This window comes from Kitasatospora sp. NPDC008115 (assembly GCF_042957205.1).
GTDB lineage: Bacteria > Actinomycetota > Actinomycetes > Streptomycetales > Streptomycetaceae > Kitasatospora.
The window spans coordinates 204,387-230,213 of the sequence record NZ_JBIBHU010000005.1; the positions used below are offsets into that span (position 1 = coordinate 204,387).

Sequence of the window (25,827 nt, forward strand, 5' to 3'; positions counted from 1 at the left end):
CGTGCCTGCCGGTGCATGACAGTTTCTCGTTTATCGGAATGATTAGTATCACGACGATCCGACAGGCCCTTGGTGGCGAAGGGCGGTACCGGGCGCCACCGTTCGGTGAACGGACGGTGGGCGGGCTCGACGGGACACCGTCATTCGGCCTGCCCGGTGGTGGCGGCCCGGGGCGGCGACGGGTCACAGGTCGAGCAGCGTCCCGTCCTCGGCGACGTCCGCGCCCGCCGCCGCCAGTGCCGGTGCCAGGGCGGCGGCCTCCGGCGAACCCCGGTGGGCGAGCGGGTTGGTGTTGTTGAGGTGGGTGTAGAGGTAGCGCGGGCCGGGCCGGCGGGCCAGGTGGGGGAGCGAGTCGGCGATCGCCAGGTGGCCCATGCCGCGCGAGGTGCGGGCGCCGCCGGTGCGTTCGGCGAGTTCGTCGTCGGTGGCGAAGGTGCCGTCCAGGATCACCACGTCGGCGCCGGCCACCGCCCGGTCGAGGGCGGGCGTCCAGGCGGCGAGGCCGGGCGCGTAGACCGCGCGGGCCCGGCCGTCCGCCTCGGTGAAGCGGTAGCCGACCACCCAGTCCGTGCGCTCGCCGGACGGATCGCCCGCCGGGAGGCCGGCCGGGTCGGCGGCGTACCGGGGGCGCTTGCCGCCGAGCGCCAGCGCCTCGGCGACCAGTCCGCCGGCCAGCTCGACCGGTTCTCCCGCGGTGACGGTCTGCCAGCGCGCCTTGGTGTAGGGGGCCAGCAGCGGTCCGACCGGGAAGGCCTCGTGCAGCGCCGTGCGGACCGGCGCGGTGGCGTGCACCGACAGCTCCGCGGCCTCCCGCAGGGTCACCAGGCCAAGGGTGTGGTCGAGTTCGCCGCTGGTCAGCAGGACACCGCGCAGCGGGGTGGCCCGGGTGCCGGTCGGCGGCGCCAGTTCGGGTGCGGTGAGCAGCTGGGAGCGCAGGTCGGGGGAGGCGTTGACCAGGTACCAGGCGGCGCCGTCGGCGCTGACCGCCAGGCAGTCCTGGCTGCGGACGGCGCCGGTGCGGCGGGCGGTGGCGCAGCCCTCGCAGCCGCAGTTCCACTGGGGCAGTCCGCCGCCGGCGGCGGTGCCGAGGATCCGGATCTTCAGCGGGTGCTCCTCACGCCGGGTCGGGAACGGGCGGGACGGGCGCCGTGGGGCGGCGCGGTACCGGCTCATGCGTCGGCGTCGGTGCCGGTTCGGCGCGCACCAGGTGGTGGTGCGGGGAGAATCGGCACGCCGGGTCGGTGACGCCCGGGTCGCCGGTGAACTGGAAGGCCTGGCAGCGGCAGCCGCCGTGGTCCTGCTCGCGCAGCTCGCAGCTGCGGCACGGCTCGGGCATCCAGTCGGTGCCGCGGTAGCGGTTGAAGGCGGGCGAGTCGTGCCAGCTCGCCGCCAGCCCGTCGGTGACCGCGTTCGGCACCGCCAGGCCCGGCAGTTGGGCGGCGGCCAGGCAGGGCAGCACGGCGCCGTCCGGTGCGACGACCAGCTGCTCCCTGCCCCAGCCGTTCATGCACGGCTTCGCGGTGCCGCCGTGGTGGTCGGCGATCACATGGGTGATCTCGATCCGGTCGCCGTGCCGGGCCCGGGCCTCGGCGACGTCCCGCTCGGCCCGGCGGACCTGCTCGTCACCGGGCGCCAGGTGGGCCCGGTTGAGCCAGGCCCAGCCGTAGAACTGGGTGTGCGCCAGCTCGACCCGGTCGGCGCCCAGTTCGACGGCGAGGTCGGCGATGGCGCCGAGCCGGGCGACGTTGCCCCGGTGCAGCACCGCGTTGACGGTGAGCGGCAGGCCGGCGCCGGTGAGCAGGGCGGCTGCGGCGAGCTTGCGCTCGTGCCCGGAGGGGCCGGTCAGCCGGGTCAGCCCGGCGATGGCGTCGGCCCGTCGCGGATCGGCGTCCTGGACGGAGAGCTGGACGTGGTCCAGGCCCGCCGCGGCGAGTTCGGCGGCGCGCGGGCCGTCGAGCGGCAGTCCGCTGGTGATCAGGTTGCTGTAGAGGCCGAGCCCGCGGGCGTGCGCGACGATGGCGGCCAGGTCGCGGCGCAGCAGCGGCTCGCCGCCGGTGAGGTGGACCTGGAGCACGCCGAGGCCGCGCGCCTGGTCGAGCACGCGCAGCCACTGCTCGGTGTCCAACTCGTCCCGCTGCCGTGTGAGTTCGACCGGGTTGGCGCAGTAGAGGCACTGCAGCGGGCAGCGGTGGGTGAGTTCGGCGACCAGGCCGAGCGGGGCGGGCGCGTGCTTTCCGGTGGCGGCGCCGGGCAGTCCGGCCGCCGGGTACGGTTCGGCCGGTGCGCCGGTGCCGTCGAGGGTGAGCAGCCGGCGTCCGGCGAGGTCGGCCAGCAGCGCCAGCACCTGGCCGGCGTCCACCCCCTCGTACTCCTCGGCGAGCCGGGCGGTGATCCGGGCGGCGTCGCGCCGGCCGTCGCAGTGCCGCAGCACGGCGGCGGCGGTCGCGTTAAGCAGCAGCACGCCCTCCGGGTAGAGCAGGGCGGCCTGTTGCCGGACCGGGTCGTGGACCAGCCGCACCCCGCGCCGCAGCCCGGGGGCCACGGTTTCGGGTGCGGCGTTCACCGGGCGGTCCCGGCGGGCACGGCGGTCCCCACCGGTTGGGCGCCGCCTGCCGTGGCCGCGGTCTCCGGTCCGTAGTCGACGGCGTCGAGCATCGCGCGCAGCACCTCGCACTTGAACGCGAGCGCGTCCACGGCGGCCCGCTGCTGTTCGGCCGTCGCGCAGTGGTCCAGCACCAGGTCGAGGGTCTGTGCGCTGTCCCGGCGGGCGTCGGGGATCCGGTGCTCGAAGTAGGCGTAGCCGGACGGGTCGATCCAGTCGTAGTGCTTCTGCCAGGCGATGACGCGCTCCGCCATGTGGTCGGGCGAGAACATCTCGGTGAGCGCGGCCGCCACGCCCTCGGTCCACGGCCGGGTCTGGCAGAAGTGCAGGTAGGCGTCGACGGCGAAGCGCACGCCGCGCGCCACGTGCCGCTCGTCCAGCACCTCGGCCCGGGTCAGGCCGACGGCCTCGGCGAGCACCAGCCAGTCGGCCAGCCCGCCCTCGCCGTCGCGCGGGCCGTCCTGGTGGCCGAGCCGCCGGCTCCACTCCCGACGGACCTGCGGCAGCGGGCAGTTGGCGACGATCGCGGCGTTCTTCCGGGTCAGGACCAGCTGGTAGTACCAGCGGTTGGCGACCCAGCGCCGCAACTCCGGCGGCGTGCAGCCGCCGGAGTGCAGGCGCAGATGGAACGGGTGGGTGTCCCAGTACCGTCCCCGCAGGCCGTACAGCCTGGCCGCGAACTCCTCGCGGGTCGACGCGGTGGTGGGGGAGTCGGTCACCGAGTGGTCCGCGCGGCGTACGCGGTGACCTCGGCGCCGGTGCGGTGGCACTCCACCGCCGGGGCGGACCAGACGGGCTTGGCCGGGGCCGCCGCGGCGGTCGGCGCGGCGCCGGCGGTGATGGCGGTGGACTGGTGAGCGGGCGTGGACTTCATGGGAGTTGCCCTCCTCGGTGACGTGGGGATCGGGGGCCGGGCGGCCCCAGGAAGGACGCTACGAGCCGCCGGGCCCGCCCGCCGGTCCAACCCGCGCGATCGCCTGACAATCGCGCTCGAACGGGTGACGCGCGGGGCCTGCGGTCCGAGGACCGGTGCGAGTGTGCCGCCGGGGCGGCGCCGTGTCGAGCGGGTCCGCGCAGGGTCGGTCAGGTGGCGTCCTCATCGGTCGTTCGGCGCAGCCGGTGGGGCCGTTCCGGGGGGCGCCGGGCCCGTTCGGATGCGCTGAGCTGGCAGCGGGGGTGGGGGTGCCAGAGGTTCGTCCCAACGGGACAACCGTCCCCGACCGAAAGGCAATTGCCGTGAAGTATCGATACCCCGCGCTCGCCGCGGCCTCCGCGCTGGCCCTGGGCGTCACCCTGGGCACCAGCGTCCCGGCGACGGCGGGCGGTCCGACCGGGCCCTCCAGGTCCGCGTCCGGCCCCGAGTTCGACCGGAGCGTTGTCACGACCGGCCTGAACGACCCCTACGAGCTGCTGTGGGGCCCCGATGGGCACCTGTGGTCCACCGAGAAGAGCGGCCTGAAGGTCACCCGGATCGACCCGGAGACCGGTGAGAAGACCACCGCACTGGACCTGACGGCCGTGGCACACCACACCGAGGGCGGCCAGGACGGCGTGCTGGGCCTGGCCTTCCAGCAGGCGGACACCGGCTGGGGCGACGGCGACCACCGGGGCGGCGGCGGACACGGCGACGGCGAGACCTACGTGTACGTGTCGTACACCTACATGACCGACACCCCCGCCGAGGTCACCGGCGAGACCAGACGGCTGAAGATCGTCCGCTACACGCTCGACTGCGACGACCACACCCTCCACAGCCCCGAGGAGGTCCTGACCGGCCTGCCCTCCAGTACCGACCACCAGTCGGCCCGGCTGCGGACCGGCGAGGACGGCAAGCTGTACTACACCGTCGGCGACCAGGGTGCCAACCAGCTCGCGAACTTCTGCAACCCGAACTGGGCCCAGCGCCTCCCCACCCAGGACGAGGTGGACCGGCAGGCCTGGTACGGCCCGTACCAGGGCAAGATCCTGCGGATCAACCCCGACGGGTCCGTCCCCGACGACAACCCGGCCATCGAGGGCGTGCGCAGCCACGTCATCTCGTACGGGCACCGCAACAGCCAGGGCCTGGACTTCGCCCCGAACGGCACGCTCTACCAGGCCGACCAGGGCCCGAAGACCGACGACGAGGTCAACATCATCAGCCCCGGCAACAACTACGGCTGGCCGTACGTGGCCGGCCGGCGCGACGACAAGGCGTACACCTACGCGAACTGGTCGGCGTCGGCGCCCACGCCCTGTAGGGACCTCACCTACGACGACATCGACGTCCCGCCGTCGGTGCCGCAGCAGAAGGAGACCGACTGGAACGGGGCGTTCGTCCCGCCGATCAGCACCCTCGGCACCACGGTCGACAACGGCTTCGACTTCCGTGACCCGAAGTGCGCCGAAGGCGGGCTGTACTTCATCTGCTACCCGACGGTGGCGCCCTCCAGCCTCACCTACTACGCCAAGGACGGCGTACGCGGCTGGAAGGACTCCCTGCTCATCACCACGCTCAAGGACGGCAGCGTCTACCGGCTCAAGGTGGGGGCCGACGGCGATGCGGTGGGGGAGGCCGAGCGCCTCTGGACGTCCCAAAACCGCTACCGCGCCACCGCGCTGTCCCCCGACGGCAGGACGGTCTACGTGGCGACGGACAGCGCCGGCCTGGTCCGTGACGTCAACACGGGCGCCCCGACCGCCGAGTTGGAGAACCCCGGCGCGATCCTGGCGTTCAGCCTCCGGCGCTAGCGCGCCGGCCGGCCCACCGTCCACGCACGCCCGCCCCCTTCAGGACGGGCGTGCGCGTCGGCGCGCGGGGCGAGGGGCCGCCGACGGGCTCAGGCGGAGCGGCCGAAGGCCAGCAGACGGCCGTCCTTGGTGCCGACGAACACCCGCCCGCCGTCCGTCGCGGGCACCGAGAACCTGGTCACCGTGCCGAGCGGGAAGCTGCGCCGCAGCTTGAGCGTGCCGTTGACTGGAACCGCGTCATAGACCCGCAGCTCGCCGTTCTGGCCGCCCGGGCCGGTGCCCGAGTAGATCGTCCACACCAGGGCCGAGCCGCTCGCCGTGCCGTCGGAGGTGACGACCGGGGAGCCGGAGGCGTAGCCGAAGCCCTCGGAACTCGTCGCGGCGCTGGTCAACTGCGGGTTCCCGGCGCCGTTCACCGAGTACTTGAGGGCGCGCAGCGCGCCGTAGTTCTCGACCAGGTAGACGTACCCGCCGTCGCCGCCCCAGACGCCCGGGTGGCCCCAGACGCCCTTGAACGGGCCGGTGGTGCCGACCACGCCGTCGGTGCCGTCGGGACCCTGGCCCATGCCGCCGAGGCGGTCCCGGTCGAGCAGGAAGATCCGGCCGTCCTTGCCGACCTGCACCATCAGGCGCGGGTGGGCGGCGGTGCCGAAGCCGGAGGGCAGCGCGGCCGGGCCGCCGGAGCCGAGGTCCACGTCGCCGTGGTCCATCTCCCGGTTGTCGGTGGGGCTGAAGAAGTCCCGCGGGGCGAGGCTGCCGTCGCTGTTGACGCCCAGCCGGACGACGGACTCGGCGAAGTGGCCGCCGGGCCGGTCACCCGGGCCCTTCAGCGGGGAGGAGCCGTCGCCGGCGCCGTTGCCGGTCGCGATGAAGATCCGCCCGGGGCCGTCTGAGACCAGGCCGCCGCCGCTCATCCAGACGCCCGCGTTCTGCGAGGCGGAACCGGACTCGGTCGACCAGAGGGTGAGTTTGCGGGTACTGGTGTTGACGCCGGCGACCGTGCCGACGTACGTGCCGACCCCGCAGTCCGAGGCGAACCCGAAGTAGACCGCGCCGTCGAGCAGCAGCAGTCCGGCCCGCTGGGCGGAGGTGTTCGGGTCGAACGGCACGCCGGGGCTGTTCACCGGCACGCCCTGGACGGTGACCGGCCAGCCGCTGCGCTCGGCGCCCGAGACGGCGTCCAGGGCGTGCACGGAGAAGTGCGCGCCCCCCTCGCTGGACTTGGCGACCAGGTAGACCGTCCTGCTCGCCCTGTCGTAGACGGGCGTCGAGACGATTCCGGCGCCGGGGGAGAGGCAGGCTGTGGAGGAGGTCACCGGGCTGCCGAGCGCGCGCTGCCACAGGATCCGCCCGTCGGCCGCGTCGACGCCGTAGACGTGGTTGGTCGCGGTGGCGACCACGACGGTCGAACCGGCCACCAGCGGCTGGGCGTACACCGCGCCGTCCACGGCGGTGGACCAGCGGCGGCCGAAGCCGGCCGAGGACACCGTGGCCGGGGCGAGACCGGGCTCGGCGGCGTCCCAGGCGGTGCGCATGCCGTTGACGGAGACGGTCGGATTGTCGGCCCGGGCGGGGGCCGCGCCGCCGAGCGTACCGGCGGCGACGGCCGGGGCGAGCAGGGCGAACCCGGAGAGCAGGGCCGCCGCGGACCGCGGGGTCCGGGCCCGGCGGGCGGAGGGGGGAGCGGGGGTCGGTGGCGGGGGTGCCGGCGCCGGGGCCGGTCCGGTGGGGCGCGCGGGTGGGTGAGATCGGCTCATGCGATCCGCCTTGGCTGTCGGGGGAGTACGGGGGAACGGCGCCGTGGCGTCATTGTGCGAACGACCGTCCCGCACCCGCACCCGCCCGGCACCATCGTGCCCGTCCCGTTCACGCGCCGGGGGTAACCGGCTGCGCCGGGCGGCGGCGCGGCCGGCCCGGGAGTCTGGGGCGTGTCTTGCGGATCTTTGCCGGGTCCGCAAGAAACGCCCTAGACCCCCTTGGAGAGGACCAGTGCCAGGGTGCTCGCGGCGAGCGCCTCCGCCTCGGCGTCGTCGCCCGGGCCGCGGTCCTTGACCACCTCGACCTCGTAGACGTGGCCGTCGTCGGCGACGAAGTACACCGCGGGGAAGCTGCCGTCCTTGCGCCGGATCAGTTGGGCCTCCCGGCCGATGCCGGGCATCGGGGCGGCCGTGAGATCGGGGCTGGCCTTGAGAGCCGCGTACCGGCTGGGCTCGATCTCCTCGATGGAGGCGTAGGACTGCCGGGATCCCCAGGTGCAGCCCCAGACCGGCTTGCCGTCCTTCGGATCGTGGTGGGTACCCCTGAACGGGCCGCCGGTGCCGACGGCGGCGACGACCTGGGGGGAGGTCAGCAGGGTGCAGGCGTCGGCGGGGCGCTTGCCCGCGACGGTGGGGGTGCTGCCGGTGGTGGCGGTCGGCGCCGGGGTGGTGATGGTCGGCGCCGGGGCGGTGGCGGTCGGAGTCGGCGCGGGTGCGGGCGTGGTGGCGGGCGTGGTGGTGGCCGGCGCGGTGGCGGCGGGTGCGGCCGGTGTGGTGGCGGCCGTCGTCGAGCCGCCGCCCGAGGAGGAGCAGGCCGCCAGCGCGAGGGCCGCGAGGGCCAGTGCGGGCAGCCGGCCGTACCGGCGGGCGGATGCGAGCGGTGACCTGCGGTCCATGGGAACCCCCTCCGATGGCGCCCGCCGGTGCGGCGGACGGCGACGTGGCAGGATCCTACGGGTTGCGGCGAGCCGTTATTTCCCGTTTGCGCTACGGGAGTTGGACAGCTCCGTCACGCCCGGGGGCGGGCGCGGAACGGGCGCGCCCGGGCGCCCGGGACGGCGGTCCGGGGCACGGGGGTGGTACGCGAACGTGCGGCCGGGCCCCGGCGGCGCCCCGGGCCGGCCGAGCTGACCTGCCCGGATGCGAAGGACCCTCAATACCAGTGTGGTTGGGTCGGTGTCGAGCACGGGACGGCGTCTTCCCCGGACGGGTGACGTTCTGGTGAAAGTGGTCATGCCAGGAACGGCGGCCCGGCATTCTGGGCCCGTGATCATGCGGATCCCGGGACGGGGCGGGGCGCGCGACCAAGGGGATGCCAGAGGGACGGAGGCCCTGAGAATGAGCACCAACCTGCCGGAGACCGTGGCGGAGGCCCCGGCCGTCCTACCCGCGCCGCCCCGGGTGGTCGACGACCTCGCCCGCGACCTGACCCGGGCCGCCGCCGCCGTCCGGTCCGCCTCCCAGGACGGCCGGGGCGGCGGCGACCTCTCGGTGGCCGCGTACACCGCGGTGGTCTGCACGGGGCGGTCGGCGGCCCGTGCGCTGGAGGAGGCCGCGGCGTGGTGCCGGCAGGCGCCCGAGGCCGAGGTGCACTCGCTGGCCTGGGCGAGAGTGCCCGGCCATCGCGACGACGTCTTCGAATACCGGGTCACCCTCGCCGTCAGTTTCCCCGACCACGAGACCGGCGAACACGTCGGCGACACCCACCACGCCCGGCGCTGACCCCCAGAGCCGGATTGGCCGGCCGGCGGGGTCCGTCCGCGTGCCGCCGTGGCTAGACTCGCCGCCATGGACACTCGGGGGACGAACGATCCGGACGCCGGAGAACGCGAACTGCCCGCCGGCGCGGCCGTGGTGGTCACGGTGCTGGCCGGACTCTGCGGTGGCGTGCTGCTGCTGGCCCTGCTGCACGGCCTGGGCTGGACGGTCCCCGGCCTCGGCTGGCTGGTCGCCAAGGGCGCCGTGAAGCTCGGGGTCGGCGGCGCGGTCGGCCTGACGGCCGCCGTCGCCTGGCTCCGGGTCCGCCGCGCCGGCCGGGGACCGGACGCGTCCTAGCCTCCCTCTCAGGACTGCGTGGCCGCGCACTCCACGTGGCCCCAGCCGGAGCCCACCTTGGTGATCTTGGTGCCCTTGGCGTACGGGCGGGAGCACGGGCAGGTGCCGGGGAAGCGGGCGGAGAGCGTCGGCGCCTTGCCGGAGCCGGTGGAACCGCCGGAGCCGCCCGAGGTGCGGGGCTTGGCGGTGGCCGTGGCGGGGGCGCGCCGGGTCCGGGCCGGGGAGCCGGTGACCGGGTCCGGCACGGGCAGGTCGGGGGCGGTCCCGCCGGCCGCCTCCTGGGTGCGGGCGGCGTCGCTGGCGGCCTTGTCGGCGATGGCGTTCAGCGGATCGCCGTCCACCTGGTGGGCGGGCACGTAGACGAACTCGACCTCCCGTCCCTCCAGGAGCCCGTCGATCCGCTGGATCAGCTCCTGGTTGGCCACCGGCTTGCCGGCGGCGGTCTTCCAGCCGTTGCGCTTCCAGCCCTTCAGCCACTTCGTCACCGCGTCGCGGGTGTAGGTGCTGTCCAGCCTGACCTCCAGCGGTACGGCGGAATCCGTGGCGGTCAGCAGCTGCTCCAGGGCCGTGAGCTCGCCCACGTTGTTGGTGCTGTGCCCGAGCGGGCCGGCCTGCCAGCGCTGCGGCGCGCCCGTGCTGTCGGCCACCACGTACGCCCAGGCCGCCGGGCCCGGGTTCCCCTTGGCCGCCCCGTCGCAGGCGGCGATGATTCGGTCGTTCATCCTGCGATCATGCCAAATCGCGGCGGCCCCGCGGACCACCCGCCGGGCCCGGGACCCCGGCCCCCATGAGGCCGGGGCTCAGGGCACCAGGACGAGCCGTCCGCGCAGACCGCCCCGCGCCAGCCGGTGGTGCGCGGCCCCGGCCTGCTCCAGCGGCAGGGTGTCCGCCACCCGGAGCACCAGTTCCCCGCGCGCGGCCAGCTCGGCGAGTCCGGCGAGCGCGTCGCCGTCCGCCGCCACCCAGACGTGGGCGACCCGGATCCCGCGCAGCCCGAGCGGCGCCGCGCCCGCCGACACCGCGACGAAGGACCCCCGGTTGCGCACCGCGCCGAGCGCCGCCACCCCGAGCAGCGCCGCGTCCAGCGCGCCGTCCACCCCGCCGGGCACCAGCGCGCGCACCTCGGCGGCGAGATCGGCGGCGCCGCGCGGCACGCACCACTGGGCGCCCAGCGCCCGCAGCTCCGCGGCGTCCCGCTCGCCGGCCACCGCGACCACCCGCAGCCCGCGCCGCGCCGCGAGCTGAACGGCGAAGCCGCCGACCGCGCCCGCCGCCCCGGTGACCAGCAGGGTCGCGCCGGCCGGCAGGTCCAGCAGCTCCAGGGCCTGGAGGGCGGTGAGCCCGTTGAGCGGCAGGGTCGCCGCAGCGACGGCCGGCACGCCCCGCGGCGCGGGGGCGAGCGCCGCGGCGTCCAGCACCAGGGCGTCGGCGTAGGCGCCGAGCGGGACGTCCAGCCGGTCGCGCAGCCCGATCACCGTGTCCCCGACCGCGAACCCGGACACCCCGGCGCCGAGCCGCTCCACCGTGCCGGCCACGTCCCAGCCGAGCCCGGTGGTCTCCCCGGGCGCCATCAGCCCCGCCCGCGCCAGCACCCCGGCGCGCGTCACCGCGTCCACCGGGTTGACCCCGGCCGCCGCCACCCGCACCCGCACCTGACCCGGGCCGGGCTCGGGGACGGGTACCTCCACCAGCTCCAGGACCTCCGGACCGCCGAACCGGCGGACGACCACGGCGCGCATCGCGCTCTCCTTCCAACGGGGAGGCCCCGCGGACCGGCGGGGCTTGCCAACGCCACCCAACCTAGGGAGAGTTGCTCTCCGGCGGGAAGTACGCACCCGCGAGTGCGTACCGCACCGAGAGGAGAGCCGATGGCCACCACGACCGCCGCCCAGCGCCGTTCGGCCGCCCGGGCCGACTACGACGCCTACCTCGCCGAATGCCCCGCCCGGCAACTGCTGGAGCGGATCGGCGACAAGTGGGTCAGCCTGATCGTCAACGCCCTGGCCGACGGCCCGCAGCGCTACAGCGACCTGCGCCGCCGCCTCGCCGGGGTCAGCGAGAAGATGCTCACCCAGACCCTGCGCGCCCTGGAGCGCGACGGCCTGGTGATCCGGACGGTCACCGCGGCCGTCCCCGCCCGGGTGGACTACGCGCTCACCCCGCTCGGCGCCGGGCTGCTCCCGCTGCTGCGGGCGATCAAGGACTGGGCGGAGGAGAACATGCCCGAGGTGCTGGCCCACCGCGAGGCCCATGACGGGCGGGCCGGCTGACCGCAGGGCGCGGGAGAGCCGGGGACCGCCGTCCAGGAACGCCGAAGGCCCGTGCGGCCGCCCCCGTTGACGCGGGGCGGCCGCACGGGCCGGGATCAGGGACGGGCCGGCAGCGTCACAGGGCGCTGCACTGACCGCCCTTCGGGCCGTTCACGGTGTTGCCGTGGCCGCCGTTGCCGGGGGCCGGGGTGTTGCCCGCGCAGTCCAGCGGACCGCGCACCGTGCTGCCGGCGACGGCGGTGCCGCCGGTGTTGAGCGCCAGGTGGGCCGGACCCTCGACGGTCGACCAGAGCAGGGCGACCTGCCCGGTGGAACCGCTCACCGAGACCGGGCCGGACACCTTGGTGTCGGTCAGCACGAAGGCCGCCGCGCCGCGGGCCGAGACCGGGCCGTTGAAGGTCGAGCCGTTGGCGACCAGCGCCGCGCCCGGCTGGACCAGCACCGGGCCGGTGACCGTCGCGCCGTCCAGGCAGGTGACGCCGGAGGTGACCGCGAGCTTCTTCTGGGCGCCGCGCAGCGTGGTGGTGCACGCCGGGACGGAGCCGACGGTGAGCCTGCGCTCCGCCGTCACGCCGCCGACGGTGACGGTCAGCGTCGCACCGCCCGGGCGCAGGCCGGTGAGCGTGCCGGTGGCCGGGTCGTACGCGGCGACGGCGCCGCGCGGGGCCTTGGCGGCCGGGCCGATGTGCACGCCCTGGCCGCCCCACTGGGCGGTGACCGGCCAGGCGACCGGCACCGTCCGCTCGCCGTCCTGGGTGAAGGTCGCGCTGACCGGCACGGAGTCCAGCAGGCCGAGCGACTCGGGGGCGGTCAGCTGCACCGCGTCGGCGCGGGCCCGCACCTCGGCGCGCAGCCAGGCCGAGGCGTCGGCCGGCACCGCGTACGGGTCGGTGACCTTGCCGGCGGCCGGGTTGACGCCGAGCATCGTCCAGCCGGTGAAGCCGCCGCGGTCCGGCTCGGCGGCCGGGCCCTTGCCGGAGTTGCCGTTGATCAGGTACGGGACGCCGTCGACGCTGCTCGCGTGGAAGGCGCCGACGTGGCCGCTGACCATCGCGGCGGACTTGCCGCCCGCCCGGAAGCCGGACAGCCACTGCTCGATCAGCGCGGCCTCCTTGCGGTCACTGAGCTGGCTGCCCTGGTCGGGCAGCGGGTCGCGGGTCGGGTGGTGGTCGAACAGCAGCAGACCGGTGACCGACGGGTCCTCGGCGGCCTCGTCCAGCGTGGTGCGCAGCTTGGCGATCTGGTCGAAGCCGCTCGCCCGGAAGGAGCCGAGCGCGCTGTTCAGGGTGATGAAGCGGGTGCCCTTGACGTCGAACACCTTGCTGGTCTCGCCGAACGCGGCCTTGAAGTTGTCGATGGTGCCGGGGCCCATCACCTCGTGGTTGCCGGGCACGTAGTGCCAGGGGATGGTCCGGCCGGTGAGCTGGTCGAACTCGTCCAGCACCTTGCGGGCGAGGGCGAAGTCGGCCGGGCTCGCCTCGTCGACCAGGTCGCCGGTGATGACCAGCAGGTCGGGCTTGGCGGCGGCGATGTCGCGCAGCGTGCGGCGGGCGGCCTGCACGATGTCGCTCTCCGGGGCGCGGGCGATGAACTGGGCGTCCGACATCACCGCGACCCGCAGCGGGCTCCCGTCCACGGTGCCGTTGGTGAGCACCACCGGGTCGGTGACCCGCGGGCGCACCGGCAGTTCGACGTCCGGCGCCACCTTGACCCGCAGGTCGGCCAGGGTGAGCGCGCCGCTGTAGGAGCGGGCGGCGCCGGTCTCCATCAGCCGGAACCGCTGGAAGGTCAGCGGGTACTGCACACCGGCCGGGATCGGGAACTCGACCTTGCGCCAGCCGGTCCAGGTGACCATCGGGGCGTCCAGGTTGGCGGTGACGCCGGCGGCGGTCCGGTACTGGATGCGCGGCCAGGCGCCGTTGCCGTCGCCCTCGATCCACATCGTGATCGAGCGCGGCTGGCCGGGCAGCACGATGCCCTCGGGGGCGATGGCGTACTGGCCGCGGGTGCCGGTCGACTGAGTGAAGTCGTAGCTCAGCCGCAGGCCCTTGCCGCCGTCGTGGCCGGCGGCCGGGGCGACGCCGCCGCCGGGCGCGCGGTCGTTGCCGGACTTCCAGGCGGCCGCGTCGGAGAAGTCGGCGAACGGCTTCTCGGTCATGCCGACGGTGACGGCGACGGAGGTCTCCAGGCCGCCCACGGTCAGCTTGAGGGTGGCGGAGGTGCCGTCGGCGAGCGCCTTGAGGGCGATCGAGCCGTCCTCGGCGGCGGAGGTCTCGACGACGCCCGCGCCGCCGGTGACGGTGATGTCCGAGGCCTCGACCGGGGCGGCGTGGCCCTGGGCGTCGTAGCCGGTCACGGCGATCCTCGCGGTGGCGCCGGCGGCCTCCAGGCCGATCGGGTCGGTGCCGGCGGTGATCCGCACCGGCGCGCCGAGCACGGTCAGCGGCAGGGTGCCGCTCTCGGCGCCGTCGGCGGCGGCGGTGACGGCGGCCGGGCCGGAGGTGCGGCCGGTGACGACGGCCTCGGTGCCCTTGCCGGACACCTCGACGGTGCCGCTGCCCGCCGCGCCGTCCTTGGGCGCGCCCTTGGCCGTGTCCTTGGCGCCGTCCTTGGCGGCCGACCAGCGGACCGGCGGGGTGCTGCCGGTCACCGGGCCGAAGGCCTCGTCGTGCGGCAGCGCGCGGACGGTGCGGTGCAGGCCGGGGAAGACCCGGCTCGCGGTGTCCACGGCCTCCGCCGGACGGACCCGGAAGCCCTTGACCTGGCCGGAGCCCGGCGCGGAGAACAGGCCGAGCCCGTTGGCGACGGCGCGCTCCCCGCCGTTGTCGGACGGGCTGCTGACGGTGCCGGCCTGCGCGGTGCCGGGCAGTCGGGCGGCCATCGCGGTCGAGCCGCCGCCGTCCATGTTGAGCGCGTTGCGCGCGCCCATGTCCCGCATCAGCACCGCCAGGTCGGGCAGGCTGATGCCGGGGCTGTCGGCCTGCCGGCCGTCGATGCTGACCAGGTACATCCGCTTGTTGTCGGCGGAGAAGCCCACGGCGGTGCGGGCGTTGAGCTCGTTGCCGTCGTTCTCGCCGGGCCGCATGGCGACGCCGTCGCGGACCAGCACCTGGTAGCCGCCGACCGCGACCGCGACCTCGCCGAAGGAGGCGCGCGGCCGGTAGCCGGTGGAGACCTGGTCGCCCGGCTTGAGGTCGCGCAGCGCGCGGGCGCCGGCCTCCCGGCCGACCAGCACGGTGGCGCCCTCGGGCACGGCGCCGCCCAACTGGTCGCGGACGGCGGTGACCCGGCCGTCGCGCAGCTCGACCTCGACGACCTCCGAGGAGCCGCCGGCGACCTTGGCGCGCGAGGCGTTGCCCCAGGCGGGGGTGAACAGACCGACGCCGTCGGCAGGCACGCCGTAGGTGTTGACGCCGTTGAGCTTCACCTCGCGGCCGCCGGGCAGGGCGGCGTGGCCCTCCAGGAAGACCTCGGCCATCCGGGCCAGGCCGTCGGTGCCGACGGTCACGGCCTGGTTCCAGCCCTCGACGGGGGCGTGGATCAGGCCGTCCTCGCGGGAGACGCCGACGCCGAGCGGTGCCTCGGAGGCGTTCATGTCGAAGTAGTCGCCGTTGATGGCGGCGACCGCGCCGGCACCCCGGGCCATCTCGGTGACGGTCTGGCGGGTCGTCACCTGGCCGGAGGACAGGTAGTCGACGCTCAGGCCCTTGGTGGCGAGGTCGGCGACCAGGACCTTGCCCCGGATCCAGCCGGTGTTGCCGAGCCGGTCGAAGGCGGTCATGGTCAGCCCCGGGGCGATCGGGGTGACGTCGCGCCGGGTGACGACCGACTCGCCGGGGCGGTCGAGCACCAGGCCGGGGTCGGCGGCCGTGCCGTTGGAGGCCGGGCCGTTGGCGCCGGTTGCGGCGGCCGGTCCGCCGGGCGCGGCCCAGGCGGTGGCGGGGGCGAGGACGGGCAGGCCGGCGGCGACGAGCGCGCAGAGCGCGAGCGTCGCGGCGGGGCGCCGGCGACGGCGCGGGGCGGGAACGGGGGCGGTCGTCGTGGGGGTGACGGGCGGTGACATCGGTGGCTCAGCTCCTCGTACTGCTACGGGACGTGCGTACCGCCGGTGCGAGCGCAGGACGCGGTCGGCGGCATGGGGAGCGCCGCGGTGCGGCGCGGCCCGGGAGTGTGATCACCAGGCCGACGGCAGCCAATCGTCCACGAAAGACCGTCACACCACGTGATGGTGAACCGGTCCGTTCGGCCGTGCGAACAAAAGCCCCATCCGTCGCGGGACATGACATCTACCGCGGGAACATGACACAACGGGCCCTCGGGACAAGCGCGGTGGGAATCGCGGTTTCCCGTCCTGCTGCCGATTGCGGAGCATGCCGGGGGCGCACAGTGGAGCGCGCACCACCTCGTCGTCGTCAACGCGCTCCACCGGAGGGGTAAACCATGAGCATCCGCACCGCGGCCGCGGCCCTGGCCGCCACCGCCGCCCTCGCCGTCCCGGTCCTCGCCGCCGTCCCGGCCTCGGCCGCGCCCGCCCGGGTGGCGGCCTGTTCGACGTACAGCAACTACGTCAGCTACGGCGCGTCCTGCGACGGCACCCGCAGCTACTACGCGTGGGCCGTCTGCGCCAACAACAAGGTGGTCTACGGGCCGACCCGGTCGGGCGGGGTCTGGTCCTACGCGTACTGCAGCAACGTGGGTTCGACCTTCCGCAGCGGCGGTTACACGCTGATCTGACCGCGGGAGGCGCCGGCGCCCCCCAGAGTGAGGCCGATCCGGTCGGCGAGCGTCGCCCACGGGCGGCAGTCGACCACCGGGAGGGCGTGCCGGCGGGCCTCGGCGGCGAGCCAGTGCGAGTACCGGGCACTGACCTCGGCACGGTCCGCCTGCACGCCGCTCTCCGGCTCGCGGGCCGCGTAGTTGGCGGCGATCCGGTCCGCGTCGCCCTCGTGCAGGAAGACCGCCCGGACGTCCCGCCCCGCCGCCCGCCCCAGCGCGACCGCGCGGGCGCAGGCGGCGGGGGTGAGGTAGTCGCCCTCGACGACGGCGGGGACCGGGACGGTCAGCCGGTTGCGCACCACGCCGAGCAGGGCCGGCTCCAGCGCCTCGGCGGTGGCGATCTGGAATTCCAGCACGCGTTCGGGCGTCAGTGCGCCGTCCGGGGCGGTGTCGTCGCCGAAGAGGTGGAGGCCGGGGTGCTGTTCGGGGACGGTCAGCTCCTGGACGGCGGCGACCACGTCGTCGAACTCGACGACGAAGGCGGCGGTGCCGCCGGTGTCGGTGTCGGTCGCGAGCCCGGCGGCGGCGAGGCTCTTGCCCACGCCGGAGGCGCCGCCGAGCAGAAGGATGTCCCAGGTCCGATTCGTCATCCCGCGACGCTATCGTGCGGGATCCGGTCGGATCATCCGGATTTCTCCTTTGGGTCTGTGGGGTGGTCGAGGCGCCGCTGCCAGGTCGTCAGCAGGTCCTCCAGTGCTGCCGTCTCCTCGGCGGTGAGCAGGTCCAGCAGGCGGTGCTCATTGCGCATGTGGGCGGTGAACGCCTCGTCGATCAGCCGTCGGCCCGCCTCGGTGAGGGCGACCACCCGGCCGCGCCCGTCGGCCTCGCTGCGCCGGCGGGTGACCAGGCCCGCCCGCTCCAGCCGGTCGATCCGCTTGGTCATGGCGCCGGTGGTGACCATGGTGTGCGCGGCCAGCTCCCCGGGCGCCCGCTCGAACGGCGCGCCCGCCCGGCGCAGCGCCGCCAGCACGTCGAACTCGCCCTCGCCCAGCCCGTAGCGCCCGTAGACCAGGCAGAGCTCCTCGGTGAGCCGGCCGGCCAGCCGGTGCAGCCGGCCGATCACCGCCTGCGGGGAGACGTCGAGGTCGGGCCGTTCGCGGTGCCACTCGGCCTGGATGAGGGCGACGTGGTCCGGGTCGTGCTGCTCCATGGTCGCATCGTAGCCCAGTAGCTTCCTGGGAAGTTATATTGTCTTCCATGGAAGCAAGTTTTCGGTGGGTCTTGCTGACCGCCGTGGCGCCGGTGGCCTGGGGTGCCAACTACTACGTCACCCGCGAGTTCCTCTCGGCCGACCGTCCGCTCTGGGGCGCCGCCCTGCGGGCCCTGCCCGCCGGTCTGCTGCTGCTGGCGCTGCGCCCGCGCCGCCCGCGCGGCCCCTGGTGGTGGCGCTCGGCGCTGCTCGGGCTGCTCAACACCGCGGGGTTCTTCGTCCTGCTCTACATCGCCTCGCAGTCGCTGGCCACCAGCGTCGCCTCCACCGTGATGGCGGCCTCGCCGCTCGCGATGCTGCTGCTCGCGTGGGTCCTGACCGCCACCCGCCCCGCCCGGGCCCACCTGCTCGGCGCGCTGACCGGCCTGGCCGGGGTGGGCCTGATGGTGCTGACCCGCGCCGAGCCGGTCAGCCTCCCCGGCCTGGCCGCCTCGGCGGCGGCGATGGTCGTCTCCTCGCTGGGCTACGTGCTCGCCGCCCGCTGGCGCGACGGCGCGGACGCGCTCACCGCCACCGCCTGGCAACTGCTGGCCGGCGGCCTGGTCCTGCTCCCCCTGGCGGCGGCCTTCGAGGGCGCCCCCGCCGCCCCCACCGGGCGGGAACTGCTCGCCTTCGGCTACGTCGCGGTGGTGGCGACCGCCCTGGCCTTCACCGCCTGGTTCACCGGTCTGCGCCACCTCCCGCCCGGAACGGTCGGCCTGGTGGGCCTGCTCAACCCCCTGACCGGAGTCCTCCTCGGCACCCTCCTGGCGGGCGAGAGCCTCGGCCCCCTCCAACTCGCCGGCCTCCTCCTGGTCCTGACCGGCGTCGCCCTCGGCCGCCCGTCGCGGGGCGCCGCCCCCGCCGGTTCGCCCGACCCGGCGGCTGCGGGGCCCCGGATCCCGCGGCCCTCGCATGTGCCGCCGGATGCGGGCGCATCTCCGTCGGGACGGTCCGGTGGCCGCGCGGGGGTGTGGCGGGGCCGATCCGGTGCGCGTTGAGGCAGTCCGCGATGTACGGCAGTTCCTTTTTGTCACAAGGAGGTTGATCGGACGTCAGGAATTCCCGAGGGTTCTCGGCGAGGCCGACACCCGGGCCGCGGCGCTTGCTCCGCGGGGGTGCGGCAGTCCTGCTCCGCCGTCCGGCGGAGCGGTGCGGATCGTCATCCTGGGGTTGGGCATGAAGAGGATCAGGAAGGCCTGCGCCGCGGCGGTGGCCGTTGTGGCGCTGGCGGCCGGCGGCGCGGTGAGCACGGCCGGTGCGGCCCACGCCGTCACCTACCCGGACAAGCTCGTGTGCAGTTCCTCGACCGAGGAGGTCAGGGGCCTGCCCGTGTTCGGGGGGCCGATCAGGTGCGGGGGCGTGTTCGGCCAGCCGCAGTACGTGATGTTCGACGACGGGACCTTCCAAGCGTTCGCGGTCGGGACGGACTACGCCCTGTGGACGCGCTGGATGAACCCGAACGGCACGGTCAGCTCGTGGGTGACGCTCGGCGGCGTCCTCAGCGGGGGCATCTTCAAGAAGTCGGACGGGCGCGGCAACCTGCTCATCGCCGGGCGCGGCTCGGACGGCGCCTACTGGGCGAGGATCCGTGATGTGCACGGCTCCTGGCTCCCGTGGAACCCCTTCACCTTCGGCCCCCCGTGGTACTAGCGAGGTGCTCCCCGAGCCCGGCCGGGTCCGCCGGCCGGGCTTCCGGTCCGAGGGAGGGCCCCGGGCGCCACGGCCGGCCACCGCTCCCGCCGGCGCTGCTGACGGGGGGTGGGAAAACCGGGTGACCCGGGGCGGGCCGGTTCCTACACTCGGCACGCAGGGACGCGCCGTCCGGGGTTCCGGGGGGCGTGCGTGCCGTGATGAGTCGAGGGAGGTCGGTCGTGCGTCACCGCAGCGCTGCCGTCGTTCCCTCGTCCCGGTTCGAGGTGATCCTGGTGTCCCCGTCCTTCCGGTGCCCGCTGCGCGGCCGGCACCGGGGGCGTGCGACGGCCTGACGCGGGATCGAGAGCGCCGGGCGCCGTCGTCGCCGCAATCGCGCTGCCCTCCTTCCCCCGAGAGCTTCGAAAGGCACCGGGCCATGCGCAGCACCGACGTCCGTACCACCACCGGGACCGCCGGCATCGCCGCCGTCCGCAACCTGGGCATCCTCGCCCACGTGGACGCGGGCAAGACCACCGTCACCGAGCGGATCCTCTACCTGGCCGGCGAGATCCACCGGCGTGGCGAGGTGCACGACGGCACCACCGTCACCGACTGCCACCCGCAGGAACGTGAGCGCGGCATCACCATCTCCGCGGCGGCGGTCAGCTGTGTCTGGGGCGAGCACCGGATCAACCTCATCGACACCCCCGGCCACGTCGACTTCGCCGACGAGGTCGAGCGCTCGCTGCAGGTGCTGGACGGGGCGGTCGCGGTGTTCGACGCCGTCGCGGGCGTGGAGCCGCAGAGCGAGAGCGTCTGGCGCCAGGCCGACCGGCACGGCGTGCCGAGGATCGCCTTCGTCAACAAGCTGGACCGGGCCGGCGCCGACCTGGACGCGGCCGTCGCCTCCATCCGTGAGCGGCTGCACCCGGCTCCGCTGGCCGTTCAGCTGCCGATCGGACGGGAGGGCGGCTTCACCGGTGTGGTCGACCTGCTGACGATGCGTGCCCTGACCTGGGACGACGGGCCCGACGGGGACGACCTGCGGGACGGCCCGGTGCCCGACGGGCTGCGGGCCGAGGCCGAGCGGCGGCGCGCGCTGCTGGACGAGGCGGTGGCCGGGCTCCACCCGGCAGCCCTGGAGGAGTACGTCGAGCACTCGGCGCTCTCCACCGCGACCCTGGACGCCGCGCTGCGCGACCTCACCCGCGGCGGCGAGGCCGTGGTGGTGCTGTGCGGCTCGGCCTACCGCAACCGCGGGATCGAACCGCTGCTGGACGCCGTCACCGCCTACCTGCCCTCGCCGCTGGACGTTCCGGCGGTGCGCGGCACGACGGACGCCGGGGAGGCGGAGCGGGCCGCCGACCCCGACGGGCCGCTCGCCGCACTGGTGTTCAAGGTGAACGTCACCGCCTCCGGCCGCCTCACCTGTCTGCGCCTGTACTCGGGCACCCTGCGCAAGGGGGACACCGTGCTGGACGCCGGGACCGGCCGCACCGAACGGATCGCCCGGATCATGCAGGTGGCCGCCCACCACCTCGAAACGGACGCGGCCGTGGCCGGAGACATCGTCGAGGTGGTCGGCCTCAAGGCCGCGCGCACCGGCACGACGCTCTGCGCGCCCGGCGCGCCGCTGCTCCTGGAGCCGGCCGTCGCCGCGGTGCCGGTGGTGACGGTGGCCGTCGAGGCACGGCACTCGGTCGACACCGACCGGCTGGCCGTCGCGCTCGCCCGGCTCGCCGAGGAGGACCCGTCACTGGTCGCCCGCACCGATCCGGAGACCGGCCAGCGGGTGCTGTCCGGGCTGGGTGAACTGCACCTGGAGGTGGCGGTGGAGCGGATCCGCCGAGCGCACGGGATCGAGGTGGCCGTCGGCCGTCCGCAGGTCGCCCACCGGGAGACCGTGGATCGCGGGGTCACCGGCCACGTCCACCGGCACGTCAAACAGGACGGCGGCGCCGGCCAGTTCGCCCATGTGGTCATCGACGTGGAGCCGCTGGACGGCCCGGTGGCGGGGGAGGGCGGAGGCGGATTCGCGTTCGCGTCCACCGTCACCGGCGGGCGGGTGCCGAGGGAGTACGTCCAGGCGGTCGAGGCCGGCTGCCGGGACGCGCTCGCCGACGGCCCGCTGGGCGGCCACCCGGTCACCGGCCTGCGAGTCGTCCTGACCGACGGGGCCACCCATCCCAAGGACTCTTCGGAGCCTGCCTTCCGCACCGCCGGGCGGCTGGCGCTGCGCGAGGCCCTGCGGTCCTGCCGGATGGTGCTCCTGGAACCGGTCGCCGAGGTGACGGTGACGGTGCCGCAGGAGGCGGTGGGCGGGGTCCTCGGTGACCTCGCGGCCCGCCGGGGCCGCGTCCAGGGCTCGGACCCGCGCGGCGGGACGGCGGTGGTGACGGCGGTCGTGCCACTCGCCGAGCTGTTCGGCTACGCGACCGCGCTGCGCAGCCGCACCCAGGGCCGGGGCACCTTCACCACCCGCCCGGCCGGGTACGCCCCGGCGCCGGGCGCCGCCGCCCGCTAGCGGGGCCGGGCGGCGGGGCCGCCGGCCGTCGGCCGCACCGAGAGGTGTCCGGCGGCAGGCGGCTCAGCCGTGGCGGCGCGCCAGGTCGGGGTAGTCGACGACCAGGCCGTGCCGGTCGAACAGCAGGTCGCTGCGGAAGTCCCCGGACTCGTACCGGACGGTTGCCGCCGCCGAGCCGACGGCATCGTCGTCGCCTCCGGCCGGCCCCAGGTGGGTGTACGTCTGGTGCGACGGGTGCAGCGTCAGGTCGGGCACCCGGACCCATGCCATCAGGAACCCGTGCCGCCCCGGCTCCCGGTGGAGCCGGTGGCGCAGCACCGGCATGGTGTTGGTCAGCGGGGAGAGCCCGAGGTCGCAGTCGAGCGCCCCGTCCAGCTCCGGCCGGTGGCGTCCGTCGACGGTCCACCGCCCGTCGTCGTTCAGCAGCTCCAGCTCCCGGGTGCCCTCGGCCGATGCGGCGCGGACCGCGAGCCGCCGGGTGGTCCAGGCGGGCCCGGTGTCGAGCTCGTAGTCGAGCCAGTAGGGCGCGGGGACCAGGCCGGCCACCCGTCCGCGGGCGCGCAGCGTGCCGTCACCGAGTTCGATCCAGGCGGTCTCGACGCCCCGGCTCGCCGAGACCTCCCAGGTGGGGACCAGATGAGTGATCATGCCGCCACCGTAGCCACCCGGGGCGGGCCCGGCTCCTACAGCGCGCCCGCGTCGCGGGCCGTCCACACCGACGGGTAGAGCGGGCGCCAGCCCAGCTCGCGGCGGATCGCGGCGGTGGAGACCTGGCCCTCCCACGGGTCGGCGGGCCCCACGCCCTCCGGCGTGACGACCGCGTCGGCGTCCGGCACCTCGCCGGGGGCGGTGTCCCAGGCTTCCGGGCGGGGCACCTCGTTGATCCCGTGCAGGTCCCAGGCGGTCACCGGGGCGTCGTCCGCGACGTTGTAGGCGCGCCCCTCCACGCCCGGTGTCACCGCCGCGGCCCACAGCGCCCGCGCCACGTCGGCGTGGTGGACCACGGCCAGCCGCTGGTGCGAGGGCCAGCGGCCGGCCCAGAACAGCGAGTCCGCGAGGTGCGGGTCGCCGTCGCCGTAGACGAAGACCGGCCGGACCACGACCAGCGGCAGCCGGTCGCCCAGCTCGCGGAGCCCGCGCTCCCCGGCCGCCTTGGAGGCGCCGTAGGCGCCCCAGAGCGGGGACGGGTCCAGCGGGTCGTCCTCCACGGCGGGCCGGCCGAGCCGGCGCGGGTACACCAGGTTGGTGCTGGTGTGCACGAAGCGCCGGACCCCCGCCTCGGCGGCCTCGCGCCCGAGGGCGAGGGTGGCGTCCCGGTTGACCTCGAAGGCCTCCGCGTCCGGCGCCCCCCGCCGTCCGGCGGCCACGTGCACCACCACGTCGGCTCCCTCCAGCGCCCGCGCCCGGGCGGCCTGGTCCCGCAGGTCGCCGACGACGGCCTGGAGGCCGAGGGCGGTGGCCGCCTCCGCCTGCGCCTCCTGCCGCACCAGCACCCGGACCGCGCCCCGCCCGGCCCACTGGGCCAGCCTCGGTACGAACCGCCGACCGACATTGCCGGTCGGGCCCGTCACCAGGAACGTCGTCATCGCTCATCACTCCCCGTAGAGGTGGTCGCTCATGGACGGGGAACGGCGACCGTGTGCCGGTGCGTCCGGCGCCGCCCTCCCCGTGACCACGGTGGCGGAGCGGCGGCGGCCGTGGCAGAGACCTCCTCAACCAGGGACCGTCAATCCCTGGTTGAGCGGCCCGCGCGGGACGGAGGATGGGGCGGTGATCGACCGACCCGCCCTCGCCGACTTCCTGACCCGCCGTCGCACCGGGCTCGCCCCCGCCGATGTCGGCCTGCCGCCCGGCGCGCGCCGCCGCACCCCGGGCCTGCGCCGGGAGGAGGTGGCCCAGCTCGCCGGGCTCTCGGTGGACTACTACGCGCGACTGGAGCAGCGCCGGGGCCCGCAGCCCTCGGCGCAGCTGGTCGCCGCCCTGGCCCGGGCCCTGCGGCTGACCGAGGACGAGCGCGACCACCTCTTCCACCTCGCCGGCCACCGGCCACCGCGCCGGCACACCCCGCTTACCCATGTCCGGCCCGGCCTGCTGCTGATCCTGGACCGGCTGCACGACACCCCGGCCCAGGTGGTGTCGGACATCGGTGACGTCCTCGCCCAGAACCCGATGGCCGCGGCGCTGTTCGGCGACGTCGAGCAGTGGCCGCCGGAGCAGCGCAACGTGGTGCTGCGCTGGTTCGCCGAGCCCGCCTGCCGGGCGCTCCTGCCCGCCGATCAGCACGAGGAGGCGGCCCGCGCGTACGTCGCCCATCTGCGCGCCGCCCACGCGGCCCGCCCCGGGGACGCGCGGCTGGGCCGGCTGCTGGCGAGACTGCTCGCCACCGGCGAGGAGTTCGCCGGCCACTGGGCGCGCCACGACGTGGCCGTCCGGCGCAGCGACCGCAAGACCGTCCTGCACCCGGTGGTCGGCCGGCTCGACCTCGACTGCGAGGTGCTGGCCGCCGCGGGCGAGGACCAGCTCCTCCTGGTCCACACCGCGCCGCCCGGCACCGTGAGCGCCGAGCGCCTCGAACTGCTCCGGGTGGTCGGGCGGCAGCAACTCGACGCCGGGCCGGCCGAGAGCGTGGCAGCCCGGTGAGCCGCCGCACCCGCCCGGCCGGGCCTCGCGGCGGCCGAGCCCGGGGCGGCGGACCTCGTGGCGCCGGGCTCGGCACCGTCGGGCCTCGCGGTGGCGGTCCGGTGGTACCCGGCTCGCTGGAGGACCTCGAAGGCACCCGGTGGCCCGATCCGGGAGCGGACGCCACCCGGCTGGTCGCGACCGCCCACGCGCTGCGCCGCCGCCCGGTCGCCGAACTCGGCGTCGAGGAGCTGCGGTTGCTCATCGGCCAGGACATCGGACTTCCCCACCTGCTCCCACGCGCCGTCGAACTGCTCTGCCACGACCCGCTCGCCGAAGGCGACCTCCACCCGGGCGACCTGCTCTCCGCGGTGCTCGGGCGTGCCCCGGCCGTCTGGACGGCCCGTCCCGAGCCGGCGGCCCGGCTCGCCACCGCCGTGCGCCGCATGGTGACGGCGCCGGAGCCCGGCCTCCCGGGGGAGGTGCGGCGCCGGGCCGAGGCGTTCCTGGCCGGTCGGCCCGGCGCGGAGTGACGAGCCCGCGACCCCCGGTCACGGAACCCGGTGCGTCCCCGGAAAACCCCCTCTGACCTGCGCGTCCTTCGCCGGAGCCGGCGCGCGGAGCGGCTACCGTGGCCGGGCGGCCGGGCTTGGCCGCCCGGCGCCGCACGGGCGCCGGCAGCACCACAAGGGACGGACCGGCATGCAGTTCGACGACCAGGGCGACCTCGACACCTCGCAGGTGGACGACCGGCGCCGCATCCCCGGCGGGAAGGTCGCCGTCGGCGGTGGCGCGGCCGGTCTGATCGCCGTCCTGATCGCGGTGCTCTTCGGCGTCGACCCGAGCGTCCTCGGGCTCTCCGACGGCGGCGGGTCGAACGCCGGGTCCGGCGGGACCACCACCACCGCGGGGGAGGTCCAGCAGGTCTGCCGGACCGGCGCCGACGCCAACCGCCGCCAGGACTGCCGGATCGTCGCCGTCACCAACAGCCTCCAGGAGTACTGGGGCGGCCAACTGCCCCGCTCCGGGGCCGCCTACCGGCCCGCCGAGACGGTCCTGTTCACCGGCCGGGTCTCCACCGCCTGCGGCGCGGCGAGTTCCGCCGTCGGCCCGTTCTACTGCCCCGGCGACCGGCGGGCCTACTTCGACCTCGGCTTCTTCGACGAGCTGTCCACCCGCTTCGGCGCCGCCGGCGGCCCGTTCGCCGAGGCCTACGTCGTCGCCCACGAGTACGGCCACCACATCCAGAACCTGACCGGCACCATGCAGAAGGTCGGACAGGACCGGCAGGGCCGGGACAGCGCCTCGGTGAAGCTGGAACTCCAGGCCGACTGCTACGCCGGGGTCTGGGCCCACCACGCCACCACCACCCCGCAGGCCTCCACCGGACGGCCGCTGATCAGCACCCTCACCGAACAGGACATCGCCCAGGGCCTGGACGCCGCGGCGGCCGTCGGCGACGACCGGATCCAGAAGCAGGCCACCGGCCGGATCGACCCCGACACCTGGACCCACGGCTCCTCCGACCAGCGCAAGACCTGGTTCACCACCGGCTACCGCAGCGGCGACCCGGCCCGCTGCGACACCTTCGCCGCGCAGCGCTGACCCGCGGCCGGGCCCCGGCCCGGAGCCCCGCCCCGCCCCGGAGCCCCGCCCCGGCCCCCTGTCAT

At 75.5% G+C, this 25,827-nt stretch carries 24 protein-coding genes; 11 read left to right on the forward strand and 13 right to left on the reverse strand.

Features of this window, described 5'->3' with window-relative positions:
* Window positions 1-183 precede the first annotated feature (183 nt).
* From pqqB to pqqA, 4 genes are read right to left on the reverse strand one after another with little or no spacing between them, the layout of a single operon-like run.
* Complete coding sequence (gene pqqB / locus ACFZBX_RS08895; RefSeq protein ID WP_391532348.1) at window positions 184-1,173, reverse strand: pyrroloquinoline quinone biosynthesis protein PqqB; 990 nt, start codon at window positions 1,171-1,173, stop codon at window positions 184-186.
* Complete coding sequence (gene pqqE, locus ACFZBX_RS08900) at window positions 1,115-2,563, reverse strand: pyrroloquinoline quinone biosynthesis protein PqqE (RefSeq protein ID WP_391532350.1); 1,449 nt, start codon at window positions 2,561-2,563, stop codon at window positions 1,115-1,117. Before pqqE ends, pqqB begins: the two co-directional genes overlap by 59 nt.
* A complete protein-coding gene (gene pqqC, locus ACFZBX_RS08905; RefSeq protein WP_391532352.1) occupies window positions 2,560-3,321 on the reverse strand; it encodes a pyrroloquinoline-quinone synthase PqqC in 762 nt (253 codons plus the stop codon). The genes pqqE and pqqC overlap by 4 nt, the downstream gene beginning before the upstream one ends.
* Window positions 3,318-3,476 carry a pyrroloquinoline quinone precursor peptide PqqA gene (gene pqqA, locus ACFZBX_RS08910; protein WP_391532354.1) on the reverse strand — a complete coding sequence of 53 codons (159 nt, stop codon included), beginning with the start codon at window positions 3,474-3,476 and terminating at the stop codon, window positions 3,318-3,320. Before pqqA ends, pqqC begins: the two co-directional genes overlap by 4 nt.
* Before the next feature lie 362 nt (window positions 3,477-3,838).
* On the opposite strand from pqqA, the gene ACFZBX_RS08915 reads away from it, so the two are divergent.
* Window positions 3,839-5,332: a glucose/sorbosone family PQQ-dependent dehydrogenase gene (locus tag ACFZBX_RS08915; protein WP_391532356.1), complete on the forward strand. Its 1,494-nt coding sequence runs from the start codon at window positions 3,839-3,841 to the stop codon at window positions 5,330-5,332.
* Window positions 5,333-5,421: 89 nt separating this feature from the next.
* On the opposite strand, the gene ACFZBX_RS08920 is transcribed toward ACFZBX_RS08915, so the two are convergent.
* Both ACFZBX_RS08920 and ACFZBX_RS08925 read right to left on the reverse strand, forming a co-directional pair.
* Window positions 5,422-7,089 (reverse strand): PQQ-binding-like beta-propeller repeat protein, encoded by a 1,668-nt coding sequence (locus tag ACFZBX_RS08920; protein WP_391532358.1) that lies wholly within the window; start codon window positions 7,087-7,089, stop codon window positions 5,422-5,424.
* Between the two features lie 209 nt (window positions 7,090-7,298).
* On the reverse strand, window positions 7,299-7,985 hold the full coding sequence (locus tag ACFZBX_RS08925; protein ID WP_391532360.1) for a hypothetical protein: 687 nt from the start codon (window positions 7,983-7,985) through the stop codon (window positions 7,299-7,301).
* A gap of 442 nt (window positions 7,986-8,427) precedes the next feature.
* Between ACFZBX_RS08925 and ACFZBX_RS08930 the strand changes: the two genes are divergently transcribed.
* Window positions 8,428-8,811, forward strand: coding sequence for a hypothetical protein (locus ACFZBX_RS08930; protein ID WP_391532361.1), 384 nt, complete (start codon window positions 8,428-8,430; stop codon window positions 8,809-8,811).
* A gap of 66 nt (window positions 8,812-8,877) precedes the next feature.
* Entirely contained in the window at window positions 8,878-9,144 is a 267-nt protein-coding gene (locus ACFZBX_RS08935; RefSeq protein ID WP_391532363.1) for a hypothetical protein, read from the forward strand.
* 8 nt (window positions 9,145-9,152) lie between these two features.
* Here ACFZBX_RS08935 and ACFZBX_RS08940 read toward each other — a convergent pair whose 3' ends face one another.
* Together ACFZBX_RS08940 and ACFZBX_RS08945 are read right to left on the reverse strand one after the other, a co-directional pair.
* Window positions 9,153-9,866: a ribonuclease H gene (locus tag ACFZBX_RS08940; RefSeq protein WP_391532365.1), complete on the reverse strand. Its 714-nt coding sequence runs from the start codon at window positions 9,864-9,866 to the stop codon at window positions 9,153-9,155.
* Window positions 9,867-9,944: 78 nt separating this feature from the next.
* Window positions 9,945-10,883: an NADP-dependent oxidoreductase gene (locus ACFZBX_RS08945; RefSeq protein WP_391532367.1), complete on the reverse strand. Its 939-nt coding sequence runs from the start codon at window positions 10,881-10,883 to the stop codon at window positions 9,945-9,947.
* Between the two features lie 129 nt (window positions 10,884-11,012).
* Here ACFZBX_RS08945 and ACFZBX_RS08950 point away from each other — a divergent pair, with 129 nt between their 5' ends.
* The gene (locus ACFZBX_RS08950) at window positions 11,013-11,414 is read left to right on the forward strand and encodes a winged helix-turn-helix transcriptional regulator (protein ID WP_391532370.1); all 402 of its coding nucleotides are present in this window, start codon (window positions 11,013-11,015) and stop codon (window positions 11,412-11,414) included.
* Window positions 11,415-11,529: 115 nt separating this feature from the next.
* On the opposite strand, the gene ACFZBX_RS08955 is transcribed toward ACFZBX_RS08950, so the two are convergent.
* Entirely contained in the window at window positions 11,530-15,477 is a 3,948-nt protein-coding gene (locus ACFZBX_RS08955; RefSeq protein ID WP_391532372.1) for a phosphodiester glycosidase family protein, read from the reverse strand.
* 377 nt (window positions 15,478-15,854) lie between these two features.
* On the opposite strand from ACFZBX_RS08955, the gene ACFZBX_RS08960 reads away from it, so the two are divergent.
* The gene (locus ACFZBX_RS08960; protein WP_380751487.1) at window positions 15,855-16,148 is read left to right on the forward strand and encodes a hypothetical protein; all 294 of its coding nucleotides are present in this window, start codon (window positions 15,855-15,857) and stop codon (window positions 16,146-16,148) included.
* Here the strand turns inward: ACFZBX_RS08960 and ACFZBX_RS08965 are convergent.
* A complete protein-coding gene (locus tag ACFZBX_RS08965; RefSeq protein WP_391532374.1) occupies window positions 16,133-16,780 on the reverse strand; it encodes an AAA family ATPase in 648 nt (215 codons plus the stop codon). The two genes, ACFZBX_RS08960 and ACFZBX_RS08965, sit on opposite strands and share 16 nt — an antisense overlap.
* 32 nt (window positions 16,781-16,812) lie before the next feature.
* Window positions 16,813-17,340 (reverse strand): MarR family winged helix-turn-helix transcriptional regulator, encoded by a 528-nt coding sequence (locus ACFZBX_RS08970; RefSeq protein WP_391532376.1) that lies wholly within the window; start codon window positions 17,338-17,340, stop codon window positions 16,813-16,815.
* A gap of 47 nt (window positions 17,341-17,387) precedes the next feature.
* Between ACFZBX_RS08970 and ACFZBX_RS08975 the strand changes: the two genes are divergently transcribed.
* The 3 genes from ACFZBX_RS08975 (at window position 17,388) to fusA (ending at window position 21,538) form a co-directional block, all read left to right on the forward strand.
* Window positions 17,388-18,380 carry a DMT family transporter gene (locus tag ACFZBX_RS08975; protein ID WP_391532378.1) on the forward strand — a complete coding sequence of 331 codons (993 nt, stop codon included), beginning with the start codon at window positions 17,388-17,390 and terminating at the stop codon, window positions 18,378-18,380.
* A gap of 178 nt (window positions 18,381-18,558) precedes the next feature.
* Window positions 18,559-19,032: a hypothetical protein gene (locus tag ACFZBX_RS08980; protein WP_391532380.1), complete on the forward strand. Its 474-nt coding sequence runs from the start codon at window positions 18,559-18,561 to the stop codon at window positions 19,030-19,032.
* A gap of 418 nt (window positions 19,033-19,450) precedes the next feature.
* The gene (gene fusA / locus ACFZBX_RS08985) at window positions 19,451-21,538 is read left to right on the forward strand and encodes an elongation factor G (RefSeq protein WP_391532382.1); all 2,088 of its coding nucleotides are present in this window, start codon (window positions 19,451-19,453) and stop codon (window positions 21,536-21,538) included.
* 63 nt (window positions 21,539-21,601) lie between these two features.
* Here fusA and ACFZBX_RS08990 read toward each other — a convergent pair whose 3' ends face one another.
* Together ACFZBX_RS08990 and ACFZBX_RS08995 are read right to left on the reverse strand one after the other, a co-directional pair.
* A complete protein-coding gene (locus ACFZBX_RS08990; protein WP_391532384.1) occupies window positions 21,602-22,186 on the reverse strand; it encodes a putative glycolipid-binding domain-containing protein in 585 nt (194 codons plus the stop codon).
* 35 nt (window positions 22,187-22,221) lie between these two features.
* Entirely contained in the window at window positions 22,222-23,124 is a 903-nt protein-coding gene (locus ACFZBX_RS08995; protein ID WP_391532386.1) for an NAD-dependent epimerase/dehydratase family protein, read from the reverse strand.
* Between the two features lie 187 nt (window positions 23,125-23,311).
* Between ACFZBX_RS08995 and ACFZBX_RS09000 the strand changes: the two genes are divergently transcribed.
* The 3 genes from ACFZBX_RS09000 to ACFZBX_RS09010 all read left to right on the forward strand — a co-directional run bounded on the left by ACFZBX_RS09000 (window position 23,312) and on the right by ACFZBX_RS09010 (window position 25,762).
* Window positions 23,312-24,178, forward strand: coding sequence for a helix-turn-helix transcriptional regulator (locus ACFZBX_RS09000; protein WP_391532612.1), 867 nt, complete (start codon window positions 23,312-23,314; stop codon window positions 24,176-24,178).
* Between the two features lie 101 nt (window positions 24,179-24,279).
* Window positions 24,280-24,690: a contact-dependent growth inhibition system immunity protein gene (locus tag ACFZBX_RS09005; protein WP_391532388.1), complete on the forward strand. Its 411-nt coding sequence runs from the start codon at window positions 24,280-24,282 to the stop codon at window positions 24,688-24,690.
* Window positions 24,691-24,859: 169 nt separating this feature from the next.
* Window positions 24,860-25,762: a neutral zinc metallopeptidase gene (locus tag ACFZBX_RS09010; protein ID WP_391532390.1), complete on the forward strand. Its 903-nt coding sequence runs from the start codon at window positions 24,860-24,862 to the stop codon at window positions 25,760-25,762.
* Window positions 25,763-25,827: the final 65 nt, after the last annotated feature.